Genomic DNA, 14,160 nt, shown 5'->3' with positions numbered 1-14,160 from the left:
AATCCATGAAGTCCGCACCCCGCCGGTTCGCCGCGTTCTGCCTCGCCATGGTGTCCATGCTGGTGCTCAGCGCATGCTCCCTGCCGTTCCTTCCCGCCCCCACAGCCAAACCTTCCACCAGTACGGTGGACCCCTCAATCGCTGCGTCCGCGCCGGAAGGACTGGAGAAGTTCTACTCCCAGGGGGTGGAGTGGAGTTCCTGCGAAGACGGGTTCGAATGCGGCAAGGTGCAGGTCCCCCTGGATTACGGAAAACCGGATTCGGAGGAGATCACCCTCTCAGCCATCAAGCTTGCAAGCAACGGCAGCAAGAAAGGCACGGTCCTGATCAACCCGGGCGGGCCGGGCGGCTCCGGCGTCGACTTCGTCAAGGACAGCGGAAAGTCGCACTTCACCCAGAAGCTGCGCTCCAACTACGACATCGTGGGTTTCGATCCCCGGGGCGTTAAGAGGTCCGCACCTGTGACCTGCATGTCGTCGGATGCCGAACGGGACGCTGCGCGTGAGAAGGACTTCCGGAAGGACACGGACGAGGGACTGGCCGCTGCGCTGGCCTTCAACAAAACGGTGGCCAAGCAGTGCGCCGAAAAGACCGGGCCGGTCCTTGAACACATTGATACCGTGAGCGCCGCCAAGGACCTTGACGTCCTCCGGGCCGTGGTCAACGACGCCAAGCTCAATTACCTCGGTTACTCGTACGGAACGTTCCTGGGCTCCACGTACGCAGACCTGTTCCCGGAGAACGTCGGGCGGCTGGTCCTCGACGGCGCGGTTGATCCCTCCATCAGCAACGAAGAACTCACCGCTGGTCAGGCGAGGGCGTTCGAGAAAGCCATCCGGACCTACGTAGCCAACTGCCTGGGCCAAAACAACTGCCCGCTGAGCGGCGGAGTAGACAACGGCGTCCAAGAGATCCGGGACCTCATCAATGCGGTGGACGCGAATCCGCAGACTGCCCGGGACGGACGGCTCGTCACGGGAACCGAATTCGTGAACGGCCTGATTCTGCCGTTGTACGACAACCAAAGCTGGCCGGCTTTGACCCAGGCGTTGGAGACCGCTTTCTCCGGAGATGTCTCCCAGATGCTCCGCATCGCGGACCTCGGCGCGGACCGGGACCCCAGCGGAAAATACACCTCCAACTCGGCCTTCGCCTTCACCGCCATCAACTGCCTTGACTACCCCATGGTCACTGACACCGCCGGGATGCGCGCAGAAGAAGCCAAGCTCAAGCAGGACTCCCCCACATTTGGCAGCTTCTTCGCCTACGGCGGCCTGACGTGCAAGGAATGGCCGTACCAGCCAAAACGCCAGCCGGCAGCCGTCGATTACACGGGTTCCGCACCCATCGTGGTGATCGGCACCACCGGTGATCCGGCCACGCCTTTGGAATGGTCGGAGTCCCTTCGCAAGCAACTGGAAAACGCCGCCCTGGTGACCTGGGAGGGTGAGGGGCACACAGCTTACGGCCGCTCCAACTCCTGCGTCAGCACCGCCGTCGACGACTACTTTGTAGACGGCAAGCTGCCGCAGGACGGCTTGAAATGCTAGGGCTCCTGCCCGTTTTGACCCGGGCCGCGTGACTCTATTACAGTTATGTCTTGCGTGATCGGCCGGAAACGGCAGATGGACGCGGTGCTTCCTTAGCTCAGTCGGTAGAGCGTTTCACTCGTAATGAAAAGGTCATCAGTTCGATTCTGATAGGAAGCTCGGTTGAACCCCGGATAGCCCTACTTCAAGGGCAATCCGGGGTTTTTTATTGACCGTTTTGACCCGCGGGCTGCTCCGGAAGCCACGCACGCCCTACTTGAGGCTTAGCACCTCGTCGATCGGCCGGTTGTTCACGAACACCCGCGCGCTCGTCGCTCCGGACGCGGCCATGGCGGTGTATTCCAGCTGGGCCTTCGCGCGCGGGACATCGCATACGCCACCCAGCATGAACTGCCCGGAGAGCCAAATGGTGATGCCGCTGCCGTTCAGCTCGCCGCCAAGGTAACTGAGGTTGGACTGGTACAGCACGTTGATCAGCCCGGAGAGGCCGACGTCGCGGCTCTTGTTGGCAAGAAGGGCGTTGATGCTCGGGCCCACCTGGTCCGTGAAGGTGACCGGCGCCGTCGTGGTGGCCACCACGCTGTCACCGCACCCGATGCGCGGCCCGGAGACGCCGTTGTCGCCGACGGCCACGTAGTAAACGGTGAGCGGTCCGGTCTGTTCAGGGAGACCGGACGGCACTGGTTCCTGCGTGGCTGGCGGGCTTGCGGGGGCGGACGACGGCGGCGCGGCAGGCGTGGAAGCGGCCGGGGCTGAGGTGGTGGCCGACGCCGTCGTGCCCGCTGTTGAGGTGGGGCCAGTCGTCGCGCTTGGGCTGGCGCTGCTCGTGGTGGGCGACGGACTCGGCGGCCCGAAGCAGGCTGTCAGGACCATCAGGCTGCTGAGCCCAAGAATGCAGAGTGCCGAGAACCTGGGCCTGGTCATGATGCCCCCTTGAAACCTGACGACGCCGTTGCCGGCGCCACTTTCAAGCTACGCCTGAGGGTTATTCCATAACAGGGACTAAAGTCCGGGCTGTTGGGGCCGCCTGCATGGCAGGCGGGGGCTTTGTGCCCTGTTTACGGTCCGGGACCGGTCCTAGCCTGAGTTAAGCAGCGCGGTGAAGGGCCGGCTGCCGGATCCGGGAGGCATACGGTGAAATCGGCAAACGCAAGCATCATCGCAGGCGTCGTCATCATTGTGCTGGGGGTCCTGCTGCTGCTGGACAGGGTGGGCATCATGGACACCGCATCTTTCGTGGCACCGCTGATTTTCGCGGCCGTTGGGGTCGTGTTCCTTGCCCTGTTCATCCGTCGTCGGGCGAACTGGTGGGCGGCCATCCCCGGGTCCGTGTTCCTGGGCCTGGCTGCGGTTATCACCACCGCCCAGCTCACGGGCGGCGCCTGGGGTGCAGCCTTCCTGTTCGTCTTCATGGGTGCCGGCTTTGCCGCCGTGTTCCTCCGCGAACCGGGCAACTGGTGGGCCCTGATCCCTTCCGGCGTCATGTTCACCCTGGCGGTCATCGTGGCCCTCCCGCAGGAACTGCAGGGTACCCCTACCGCCGCCATCCTCTTCCTGGGTTTGGCGGCCACCTTTGGTGTGCTTTCGCTGGTTCCGGTGCGCGTCGATGAAACCAGCGACCACAGGAAACGGATGAAATGGCCGTTGATTCCGGCCGGGGCACTGGCGGTGATGGGGCTGATCTTCATCCTCCAGGCCACGGTCCTGCTGATCCCTGCGGATTTCGCCTTCCCTGTGGTCATGATCGTGGCCGGCGCCGCCCTGGTGGTGTTCGCCTACCTGTCCCACCGGGACGGACGGCGGAAGGCGCACGACCCCGGCCCGCGGGCAGGCTGAAGAACCCGGAACTGCGGATTTCCGGGGGTTTCTTTGGTTTACAACGCCCTTCCGGGATCATCAACGGTCTGCGCCTTCTCACGGTTCCGGTTTCAGCCTGCGGCGCACAAGAACGCCACGGTCCTCAACCAACCCGTAGAATGACGACATTATGGATGACCCTCCTTCACATATGCCCAGGCCCCTCTGCCCGCTGACCGGATTGCCGGTCTCCCAGGGAGAGGGGCGCCCGAATGTATGAATGGATCATGCTCGGCATAGGCCTCGTCCTCACTGTCGGCACTGGATTCTTCGTCGCTTCGGAGTTCGCTTTGGTCAATCTGGACCGGACCGAACTTGAAGCCCGCCAAGCCCGCGGCGAAAAGCGGCTGGGGCCAACCATCAAGGCCCTCAAGATCACCTCGACGCACTTGTCCGGCGCGCAGCTCGGCATCACGCTGACCACGCTGCTCACCGGCTACACCTTTGAGCCCGCCATCAGCCGGATGCTCAGCGAGCCCCTGCAGTCCTGGGGCCTCCCGGCTGATGTGGTTCCCGGGGTGGGGGCAGTTGCGGGGATTTTCCTTGCCACTGTGTTCTCGATGGTGATCGGCGAGCTGGTCCCCAAGAACTTCGCTTTGGCCTTGCCCCTCGCAACAGCCAAAGTGGTGGTTCCTTTCCAGGCGCTGTTCACCGCCGTCTTCAAACCCGCAATCCTGCTGTTCAACAACACCGCAAACAAGATCATCCGGTCCTTCGGCATCGAGCCGAAGGAGGAGCTCTCCGGTGCACGCTCAGCAGAGGAGCTGTCCTCGCTGGTGCGGCGGTCCGCCATGGAAGGCCTTCTGGATCAGGACCATGCCGAGTTGCTGAACCGAACCCTCCGGTTCTCGGAGCACACGGCCGGTGACGTCATGACTCCCCGTGTCCGTATGATGGCGGTGGATGCTGACCAAACTGCCGCCGAGATCGTGGAGTTGGCCTCTGCTACGGGGTTTTCGCGCTTCCCGGTGATTGGCCGGGACCGGGACGAAATCCTGGGCGTCCTGCACGTGAAACAGGCCTTCGCCGTCCCCTTGGAGCAGCGCGATGCAGTGGTGGCGACGTCCCTGATGACCGAACCGTTGTATGTTCCGGAGTCCAAGGACGTGGACGCGTTGCTGGTTCTGCTCCGCAAACAGGGCCTGCAGGTAGCGATCGTGTCCGATGAACATGGCGGAACTGCAGGGATTGTGACCCTCGAAGACCTCGTGGAGGAAATCGTGGGCGAACTCGAGGACGAGCATGATCGGGCCCGGGCAGGTGTGGTCCGCGTGGGACGCTCCATCACGTTCGACGCGTCCCTGCGGCCGGATGAGTTGCTGGACCGGACGGGAATCGTCGTCCCCGAAGGGGAAGAATACGACACCGTGGCCGGGTTCATGTCCGACCAGCTGGACCGGGTGCCTGAATTGGGCGACGAAGTTGCGGTCGGCGGGGGCGTTCTGCGGGTGGAAAGAGTGGCCGGCGCCCAGCTGGGGCGTATCCGTTTCACTCCGGACCCCGACACCGAACAAATCAGCACCCATGACCAGATCATCAACAAGATCTCCGAGGAGCTTCGGCCATGAGCGAGTACCTTCCCGGCATCATCTGGCTGGTCGTCCTACTGGTTGTGAACGCGTTCTTCGTGGGCGCCGAGTTTGCCGTGATTTCGGCCAGGCGGTCACAGATCGAGCCCAAGGCCGAGGCCGGCAGCAAAGCAGCGAAGACCACACTGTGGGCCATGGAGCATGCCACCTTGATGCTGGCCACCAGCCAGCTTGGTATTACGGTCTGCTCGCTGGTGATCCTGAATGTCTCCGAACCGGCCATCCACCACTTGCTGGAGATCCCGTTGGGCCTGACGTCCCTTCCGGCGGAAGCCATTGGCATCATTGCCTTCGTGGTGGCCCTGGTGTTGGTGACGTTCCTCCACGTGGTGGTGGGCGAGATGGTTCCCAAGAACATCTCCTTCTCGGTCCCAACCCGCGCCGCCCTCATCCTCGCTCCCCCGCTGGTTCTCGTGGCAAAGGTGTTCAAGCCCGTGATTTGGACGTTGAACGGGATCGCGAACTCCGTGTTGCGCCTGTTCCGCGTGGAGCCAAAGGAGGAGGCCACCAGCGCCTACACCTTGGATGAAGTAGCCACGATCGTTGAGCAGTCCACCCGCGTGGGTACATTGAATGACACCAGCGGCACCTTGACCGCTGCTTTCGAGTTCACGTCCAAGACGGTGGGCGAGGTTGAAGTACCGATTGCCGACATGGTGTTGTTGCCGGATTCTTCAACCCCGGCCGACATCCAAAGGACAGTAGCGGAGCATGGGTATTCCCGTTACATCCTCACTGACCGGGACGGCCAACCCTCCGGTTACCTGCACTTGAAGGACGTGATGGACCTGACCACCACGGAAAAGTTCAACCGTCCGGTGCCCGAGAAGCGAATCCGCCGCCTGGCCTCGGTCTATGTGGGCAGCGAGCTTGAGGATGCCTTGGCCTCGATGCGCAGAAGCGGCGCACACATTGCCCGCGTCTTCAACTCCGACGGCGCCACCACCGGCATGCTGTTCCTGGAAGACATCATCGAGGAACTGGTAGGCGAGGTCGAGGACGCCACCAGCGTTTAAGGCCACCACGGCAAGGCCCGGTTTGCGCTCCACCATGACGACAGGACGCGCGGACCGGGCCTCACCTGTGCGGGCACGTTAGTCTGGCCCTATGGGGACAGATACCTTGAAATCCGGCGAGCAGCTCGACAAACAGTCCCGCATCCTCGAAGCGGCCTTGGAGTTGCTCTCCCGGCACGGTATTTCCGGGGTCAGCATGCGTGCTGTGGCCCGCGAGGCCGGAGTGGCCCTTGGCCTGGTGAACTATTACTACGACGACAAAACCAGCCTGATCCGGGCGGCCTTGCAGCACGTTGATGAACACGACCTCCTCCTCGTGGCACCAGACCCAGCCGCTGACCCCGTGGAGCACCTCCGCCGCGCCCTCCGCCGGGTGGCCGGCGCCGACCTGTTGACTACCCGTTATTTGTCCCTGCGCCTGCATTTGTGGGCCCTCGCGCAAGCCGATGAGGGCTACGCCGAGATCAACGCTGCCGCGTTTGACCGCTACCTGGACGGTTTGGCGTCCCTGATCTCCAATGCCAAGCCCGGGCTTTCCTGGGGTGAATGCCGCGACCGGGCCGCCGACGTCGTCGTCATCCAGAACGGCATGTGGCTGACCTCCCTCCTCGGCATCGACGCGGCCGCCATCGAGCGCAGCATCGCCCGCACGGAAGAGATCGCTTTCGCCCCGGCGCCTGAAGCAAGCTGACGCCGACGCCGGATCGCCTGCTAAAAGTCACAAACTCACGGCTTGATATATCTGATGCCGCAAAGTCTTGAACGATCGTTCAAAGTGTTCTACTGTCTTTCTATGACCTACGACACACTCAGTCCAGGCTCCTAGCACCACAGGCCACCGCTGCATCGCAGCCAGGCACGCCACATACAGACCTTCGTGCCGGATCAACGGCTCGTAACTCCAACACCACAGGCAACACGCCAAAGCCATACAAGGCCCGGCCGCGCCGTGCCCGAATCCTGGCGGACCCCGCTCTCCAAGCCCAGCACTTTGCCCGATTCATAGGGAGAACAATGTCAACAACAGCATCCACGCTCTTCATCAACGGTTCATGGGAGGCAGCTGCTTCCGGTGCCGCCCGGGAGATCCGAAACCCGGCTGACGGTGAAGTTGTCGCCACCGTTTCCGAAGGTGGCAAGGAAGACGCCGAACGCGCGATCGCCGCAGCCCGGGCAGCCTTCGACTCAGGCGTCTGGTCTTCCGTCCCCGCCCCCGAGCGCGGCTCCTTCCTGCTCAAAGTCGCAGCCGGACTGCGCGAACACCGCGAAAAATTCGCACGGGCCGAATCCTTGGACACCGGAAAACGCATCATCGAGAGCCGCATCGACATCGATGACATCGCTGCGTGCTTCGAATACTTCGGCAAGCTCGCGGGCCAGCAGCCGGGCCGGGTGGTAGACGCCGGGAACCCCGACGTCGTCAGCCGGATCGTCTACGAGCCCGTCGGCGTCTGCGGCCTCATCACCCCGTGGAACTACCCCCTTCTCCAAGCGGCGTGGAAGATTGCACCGGCACTGGCCGCAGGCTGCACGTTCGTCCTCAAACCAGCAGAGTTGACCCCTTCCACCAGCATCCTGTGCATGCAGCTCATGAAGGACCTGGGACTGCCCGACGGCGTCGCGAACCTTGTCACCGGTCCCGGGCGGAAGGTGGGCGCACCGCTGACGGAACACCCCGACGTCGACCTCGTTTCCTTCACCGGCGGCCTGGAGACCGGCAAGAGCATCGCCGCGGCCGCTGCCGCAACCGTCAAGAAGGTGGCGCTGGAACTGGGTGGCAAGAACCCCAACGTGGTCTTCGCCGACGCGGACTTCGACGCCGCCGTCGACAATGCGCTCAACGGCGCGTTCCTGCACTCCGGGCAGGTTTGCTCGGCAGGCGCACGGCTGCTGGTGGAGGAATCCATCGCCGAACGCTTCGTCGACGAACTGGCCCGCCGCGCAGAAGCCATCCGCTTGGGCGGCCCCTTCGACGAGGACGCGGAAACCGGCCCGCTGATCTCTGCCGACCACCGCGACAAGGTCCACGAGTACGTCCAACGCGGCATCGCCGAGGGTGCCCGGTTGCGGACCGGCGGCGGGGCGCCGGAAGGCGATAAGTACGACGCCGGTTTCTACTACCGGCCGACCGTCCTGGACCGCGTCACGCGGGGAATGTCGGTGGTGACCGATGAGGCATTCGGCCCGGTAGTGACCGTGGAAACTTTCCGCACCGAAGACGAAGCCGTGGCAACCGCCAACGACACGATCTACGGGCTGGCCGGAGCAGTGTGGACGCAGGACGCCGGGAAGGCGCAACGGGTGGCGGGCAGGCTCCGGCACGGCACCATCTGGATCAACGACTACCACCCCTACCTCCCGCAGGCGGAGTGGGGCGGCTTCGGACAGTCGGGAGTGGGCCGGGAGCTCGGCCCCACGGGACTGGCCGAGTACCAGGAAGCCAAGCACATCTACCAGAACACCAGGCCGCAGGTAACCGGCTGGTTCGCTGACCACAGCAAGGAGAACTAGATGCACTTCGACACCATCGACGCCCTCGGCGAGCGCACGTTCGACTACGTCGTCATCGGCGGCGGATCTGCGGGAGCCGCAGTGGCCGCCAGGTTGAGCGAGGACCCTGATGTCACTGTCGCGCTGGTGGAAGCCGGCCCGGACGACCGCAACATTCCTGAGGTCCTGCAGCTGGACCGCTGGATGGAGTTGCTGGAATCCGGCTACGACTGGGACTACCCGATCGAGCCGCAGGAAAACGGAAACTCCTTCATGCGCCATGCACGTGCCAAGGTGATGGGTGGCTGCTCAAGCCATAACTCCTGCATCGCTTTCTGGGCACCCCGGGAAGACCTGGACGAGTGGGAGTCCAAGTACGGTGCCAGCGGCTGGAACGCTGATGCTGCCTGGCCGCTGTACAAGCGGCTGGAGACCAACGAGGACGCCGGCCCGGAGGCTCCGCATCATGGTGATTCGGGCCCGGTACACCTCATGAACGTCCCACCTGCCGATCCTGCCGGCGTTGCCCTGCTGGATGCTTGCGAGCAGGCGGGCATTCCCCGCACTAAGTTCAACACAGGCACCACGGTGATCAACGGAGCGAACTTCTTCCAGATCAACCGCCGTGCGGACGGTACCCGGTCCTCCAGTTCGGTGTCCTACATCCACCCCATCATCGAACGCCCCAACTTCACCCTGCTGACAGGGTTGAGGGCGCGCCAACTGGTGTTCGACGCAGGCAAGCGCTGTACCGGCGTCGATGTTGTCGATTCGGCTTTCGGCCGCACGCACCGACTGACGGTCAACCACGAGGTCATCCTGTCCACAGGCGCCATCGATTCCCCCAAGCTGTTGATGCTCTCCGGCATCGGCCCGGCGGCCCACCTCGCCGAGTACGGCATTGAGGCTTTGGTGGACTCCCCCGGGGTGGGCGAGAACCTGCAGGACCATCCCGAGGGCCTGGTGCAGTACGAGGCCAAGCAGCCGATGGTGCAGACTTCCACGCAGTGGTGGGAGATCGGCATCTTCACTCCCACGGAGGATGGCCTGGACCGGCCGGACTTGATGATGCACTACGGTTCGGTTCCGTTCGACATGAACACCCTGCGCCACGGCTACCCCACGACGGAAAACGGCTTCAGTCTCACTCCCAACGTCACACACGCCCGCTCCCGCGGCACGGTCCGTCTCCGCAGCCGGGACTTCCGGGACAAGCCCATGGTGGATCCCCGCTACTTCACGGACCCGGACGGACATGACATGCGCGTCATGGTGGCCGGTATCCGGAAGGCCCGCGAGATTGCCGCGCAGCCTGCCATGGCTGAATGGACGGGACGCGAGCTGTCGCCCGGCGTTGAGGCCCAGACGGACGAGGAGCTGCGGGAGTACATCCGCAAGACCCACAACACGGTGTACCACCCGGTGGGAACCGTGCGGATGGGCGCGTACGACGACGACATGTCACCTTTGGATCCCGAGTTGCGGGTGAAGGGGGTCACCGGGTTGCGGGTCGCCGATGCGTCGGTCATGCCCGAGCATGTGACCGTGAATCCCAACATCACCGTCATGATGATCGGCGAGCGGTGCGCGGACCTGATCAAGGCTGCCCGGGCTGAAGCGAACCTTGCCGTCTCTGTTACCGCAGAGGAGGACTTCACGCCGTCGTACGCCTAAGGGGCCCCCCAACGGGGGCGCCTCCTAGGGGGGATAAGTATCCACAGCAAAAATTTTCGATTCCGCCGCGCCCCAGGGCGGCCGATCCGATCTTGCTTTTCTGATGAGGAGTCCACAGTGGAACCCAGCAAGAGTAATGATTCAAGCGGCATGGACGAATTTGGCTACACGCAAACCCTCGACCGCAGCATTGGCAAGTTCGCCAGCTTCGCTGCCGGCGTCAGCTATATCTCCATCCTTACCGGTGTTTTCCAGCTTTTCTATTTCGGTTTTTCCATGGCCGGCCCGGCCTACGCCTGGTCCTGGCCCATAGTCTTCGTAGGCCAGCTCATGGTGGCCCTTTGCTTCGCCGAGCTCGCCGGACGTTACCCGGTAGCCGGTTCGGTCTATAACTGGGCCAAGCGGTTGTCGACCGGGACGATGTCCTGGTTGGCCGGTTGGCTGTTGTTGCTGTCCTCGATCATGGCCCTGGGTTCTGTAGCACTGGCGCTGCAGATCACCTTGCCGCAACTGTGGTCCGGGTTCCAGTTCGTCGGAGATGGCAGTGGTCCCTTCGACTTCGCCATGAACGGTGTGGTTCTGGCGACGATCATGATCACCCTTTCCACCCTGATCAACGCCTTCGGCGTGAAGCTCATGACCCGCATCAACAGCATCGGGGTCTTCGTGGAGCTGATCGCCGCGGTGCTGCTCATCCTTGCCTTGGGCTGGCACGTTGTCCGGGGTCCGGAAGTCTTCTTTGATACTGCCGGCTTCGGTGAAGGCCACGACCTTGGCTTCTTCGGCGTCTTCCTGATCGGCGCCATGGCATCCGGGTACGTGATGTACGGCTTTGACACGGCCAGCTCCCTGGGCGAGGAAACGAAGGATCCCAAGAAGACAGCACCCAAGGCGGTCCTTCGCGCCGTCACGGCGTCGTTCCTGCTGGGCGGACTGATGCTGTTGTTCGGCATCCTGGCCGCTCCCGACCTCAGCGACCCCAAGGTGGGACACGCTGACGGCGGCCTGCAGTACATCGTCCTGAGCGTCCTCGGCGGACCCTTCGGCAAAGCCTTCCTGGTGTGCATCGTGGTGGCTGTCGTGGTCTGCACGCTCGCCGTTCACGCGGCGGCGATCCGCATGATGTTCGCCATGGCAAGGGACAACAACCTGCCGTTCAGCCGGCAGCTCAGCAAGGTTGATCCGGTCCGCAGGACGCCCACGGTGGCTGCGATCGTCATCGGGGTTATAGCGGTAATCCCACTGCTCATCAACGTGATGCAGCCCGCGATCTTCACCATTCTTTCCAGCATCAGCATCGTGTTGATCTACATGTCCTACCTGCTGGTGACAGTGCCCCTGCTGCGCAAGCGGTTCCTGAAGAAGTGGCCGCTTGCCAACGACGGATCCGAGCCCGGGTTCTGCATGGGCAAGTGGGGGCTTCCGGTGAACATTGTGGCCGTGCTGTGGGGTGGGGCCATGACGCTGAACCTCATCTGGCCCCGACAGGAAATCTACAACTCCGTTCCGCCTTTTGAGTGGTACCTCCAGTGGGGCGGCGTGATCTTCGTGGCCACGGTGACTGTTGGCGGCGCGCTGCTCTACCGGCTGAAGATCAGGCACCAAACGGGTGTGCTGGCCGAGCATGCAGCGGCCGTCGCCGCGCACCCGGCCTCAGGCGAGCAGGCCAGGCCCGCAGGCGAGGCAGCGAACCCGTCCGCCGCCGTCGTACCTTAACTCCGGTTCTTAACCAGAACGCCCCCACCCGTGTAAGTAGCAGTAGTGCGCGTTTTGAGCGATCAAAACGCGCACAACTGCTACCCAGTTGGGTGGGGGCGCCTGTTTAAGAATCAGGCGAAGTCGGAAACTGCGGGATCCGGTCCGATGCGGCCTTCAGCGCCGCGGTCCAGGCCGTTGATGGCCTCGACGTCGGCTTCATCCAGCTTCACGGACAGCGCGGCGAAGTTTTCCTGAATACGGGATTCGGTGACGGACTTGGGAATGACCACGTTGCCGATCGCGAGGTGCCAGGCAATAACCACCTGTGCGGGGGTGGCATGGTGCTTGGCGGCGATCTCGGCGATAGTCGCGTTCTCGAGCAGCTCGCCGCCCTGGCCCAGCGGCGACCAGGCCTGCGTGAGGATGCCCTGTGCGGCGTCGAAGGCACGCAGCTCGGACTGGTTGAAGAACGGGTGCAGCTCCACCTGGTGGATGGCCGGTACTACTCCGGTCTCGTCGATGAGGCGCTGCAGGCCCTCGATGCTGAAGTTGGACACGCCGATGGACTTGACCCGGCCGCGCTTCTGAAGCTCGATCAGGGCCTTCCAGGTGTCAACGTACTTGTCCTGCTTGGGCTGCATCCAGTGGATGAGGTAGAGGTCCAGGGTTTCCAGGCCCAGGCGGTCCATGGAGTCCTCGAAGGCCGCCAGCGTGGACTCGTAGCCCTGGTCAGCGTTCCACAGCTTGGTGGTGATGAAGATTTCCTCGGCGGAGAGGCCGGAGGAGGCAATGGCACGGCCCACACCGGATTCGTTGCCGTAGATCTTGGCGGTGTCGATGTGGCGGAAGCCGGCTTCGAACGCCTGGCGGACCACCTTTTCGGCTACATCGTCTTCAACCTGCCACACCCCGTAGCCGAGCTGGGGGATGGTGTTGCCGTCGTTGAAAGTCAGTGTTGGTGAGGAAGTCATGATGCCATCCTGCCAGCCTCAGGCCGCTCTGCGCGCCCGAAAACAGGAAGATCAGCTATCCGCTTAACTCATTGCACCAAGGGAATAAGGGCGCACGCGGGTAGTTGCATGCGCCGCACGCTTTAGGGGTTTTCGCCTTGCTCATTCATCAGCCGCTCAGCGTCAGCGACCTGCTCGAAGACGGCCTCCGCGCGGCGGTGCACGGACAGGGCGCCCACAGGAACCGGCCCCACGGCGAGGCGAAGCATGGCTGCCGCCTCGGCGGTGGTGGCCAAGGCATTTCCTGCCTTGGACAGCGCCCGGTGCACTCCTGCCAAAGCACCGGGAACATCCAAGCCGTCGCTGGGTGAGCGCTTCTGGGCTTCCACGCACACCGCCCGAACCCGGGGCAGCAAAGCGGCCAAGGAATTTGCGATCTCTACCAGCTCGCCGTACAGCTGATCGTCCTCGACACCCTCAAGGACCTGATGGTACCGGTCCAGCCCGCGTTGAAAACGGTCATGGGCCCGGCGCCACAGGCCCTTGCCAAGCTCAAGATCATCCTTCCGCCCTTGCCGGACGGCCCCAAAGAAACTCATGGACGAGCTTAGAGGTACTGGCCCGGACCGTGGTCGGGGTCCTCGGGACGTCCCGGGGACCCAGGCGCCGCGGCTCCTGGAGCAGCAGCCCTCTGCGGTTGGCCGTTCTCGCCAATAATGATCCCCGGCGCGATCACCGTACCCGGGGGCAACTGGCGCAGCTGCCGCTGGGCTGCTGCGTGGTCGCGCGCGGCCTGCTGGGCGGCGATGGCGGCTTGGATGCCGTGGAACAAACCTTCAAGCCAGCCAACGAGCTGGGCCTGGGCGATCCGAAGCTCGGCGTCAGAGGGTGCTTTTTCATCGGGGAACGGCAGGCTGATGCGTTCCAGCTCTTCAATCAGCTCGGGCGCCAGGCCATCTTCCAATTCCTTGATGGAGCGTTCGTGGATCTCGGCCAGGCGGCCCCGGGCAGCTTCGTCCAAGGGAGCGCTCTTCACTTCTTCCAGCAACTGGCGGATCATGGTTCCGATCCGCATCACTTTGGCCGGTTCATCCACCAGTTCCTGCAGGTTGGAGCCCTTCGGCTTACCGTCCCCGGCGTCGCCCGGTTTCCCGTCGGCCGCGGCCGGGGCATCCCCGTCCAGCGCGTTGCCCTCCACGGGAGTGCCCTCAACAGGGGTGTCGTCCGAAGCCTCATCCTTGGGCTGAATGTCGTTCAGATCGCTCATGGGTTTCATACTCTCACGCCCAAGCGGACCAACCGGGGTCGGTCGGCCTTTTTGGACTTCGTTTGTAGC

At 63.5% G+C, this 14,160-nt stretch carries 13 protein-coding genes and 1 tRNA gene; 10 read left to right on the top strand and 4 right to left on the bottom strand.

Features of this window, described 5'->3' with window-relative positions:
• The first annotated feature begins 5 nt into the window (after positions 1-5).
• Both RI444_RS03930 and RI444_RS03925 read left to right on the top strand, forming a co-directional pair.
• On the top strand, positions 6-1,550 hold the full coding sequence (locus RI444_RS03930; RefSeq protein WP_021474259.1) for an alpha/beta hydrolase: 1,545 nt from the start codon (positions 6-8) through the stop codon (positions 1,548-1,550).
• Positions 1,551-1,636: 86 nt separating this feature from the next.
• A tRNA-Thr gene (locus tag RI444_RS03925) sits at positions 1,637-1,709 on the top strand.
• Between the two features lie 93 nt (positions 1,710-1,802).
• Here the strand turns inward: RI444_RS03925 and RI444_RS03920 are convergent.
• A complete protein-coding gene (locus RI444_RS03920; protein WP_207605099.1) occupies positions 1,803-2,231 on the bottom strand; it encodes a GerMN domain-containing protein in 429 nt (142 codons plus the stop codon).
• Between the two features lie 10 nt (positions 2,232-2,241).
• Here RI444_RS03920 and RI444_RS03915 point away from each other — a divergent pair, with 10 nt between their 5' ends.
• The 8 genes from RI444_RS03915 (at position 2,242) to RI444_RS03880 (ending at position 11,892) form a co-directional block, all read left to right on the top strand.
• Positions 2,242-2,487, top strand: coding sequence for a hypothetical protein (locus RI444_RS03915; protein ID WP_021474257.1), 246 nt, complete (start codon positions 2,242-2,244; stop codon positions 2,485-2,487).
• Positions 2,488-2,684: 197 nt separating this feature from the next.
• The gene (locus tag RI444_RS03910; RefSeq protein ID WP_179014469.1) at positions 2,685-3,386 is read left to right on the top strand and encodes a hypothetical protein; all 702 of its coding nucleotides are present in this window, start codon (positions 2,685-2,687) and stop codon (positions 3,384-3,386) included.
• A gap of 233 nt (positions 3,387-3,619) precedes the next feature.
• Entirely contained in the window at positions 3,620-4,975 is a 1,356-nt protein-coding gene (locus RI444_RS03905) for a hemolysin family protein (protein WP_179014467.1), read from the top strand.
• On the top strand, positions 4,972-6,012 hold the full coding sequence (locus RI444_RS03900) for a hemolysin family protein (RefSeq protein WP_166186858.1): 1,041 nt from the start codon (positions 4,972-4,974) through the stop codon (positions 6,010-6,012). The genes RI444_RS03905 and RI444_RS03900 overlap by 4 nt, the downstream gene beginning before the upstream one ends.
• Positions 6,013-6,103: 91 nt before the next feature.
• A complete protein-coding gene (locus RI444_RS03895; RefSeq protein WP_062095270.1) occupies positions 6,104-6,703 on the top strand; it encodes a TetR/AcrR family transcriptional regulator in 600 nt (199 codons plus the stop codon).
• Positions 6,704-7,026: 323 nt separating this feature from the next.
• Entirely contained in the window at positions 7,027-8,523 is a 1,497-nt protein-coding gene (locus tag RI444_RS03890) for an aldehyde dehydrogenase family protein (RefSeq protein ID WP_069694689.1), read from the top strand.
• Positions 8,524-10,176, top strand: coding sequence for a GMC family oxidoreductase (locus RI444_RS03885; RefSeq protein ID WP_207605100.1), 1,653 nt, complete (start codon positions 8,524-8,526; stop codon positions 10,174-10,176).
• Between the two features lie 150 nt (positions 10,177-10,326).
• On the top strand, positions 10,327-11,892 hold the full coding sequence (locus RI444_RS03880; RefSeq protein WP_207605955.1) for an APC family permease: 1,566 nt from the start codon (positions 10,327-10,329) through the stop codon (positions 11,890-11,892).
• Between the two features lie 113 nt (positions 11,893-12,005).
• Here RI444_RS03880 and RI444_RS03875 read toward each other — a convergent pair whose 3' ends face one another.
• From RI444_RS03875 to RI444_RS03865, 3 genes are all read right to left on the bottom strand, one after another.
• Positions 12,006-12,845 carry an aldo/keto reductase gene (locus RI444_RS03875; protein WP_021474249.1) on the bottom strand — a complete coding sequence of 280 codons (840 nt, stop codon included), beginning with the start codon at positions 12,843-12,845 and terminating at the stop codon, positions 12,006-12,008.
• 122 nt (positions 12,846-12,967) lie between these two features.
• A complete protein-coding gene (locus tag RI444_RS03870; protein WP_021474248.1) occupies positions 12,968-13,423 on the bottom strand; it encodes a hypothetical protein in 456 nt (151 codons plus the stop codon).
• 8 nt (positions 13,424-13,431) lie between these two features.
• On the bottom strand, positions 13,432-14,091 hold the full coding sequence (locus RI444_RS03865; RefSeq protein ID WP_021474247.1) for a bacterial proteasome activator family protein: 660 nt from the start codon (positions 14,089-14,091) through the stop codon (positions 13,432-13,434).
• Positions 14,092-14,160 lie beyond the last annotated feature (69 nt).

It is taken from the genome of Paenarthrobacter sp. AT5, assembly GCF_032764245.1.
GTDB lineage: Bacteria > Actinomycetota > Actinomycetes > Actinomycetales > Micrococcaceae > Arthrobacter > Arthrobacter ureafaciens.
The sequence above is the reverse complement of the archived record's forward strand: the minus strand, read 5'-3'. Positions and strand labels throughout refer to the sequence as shown.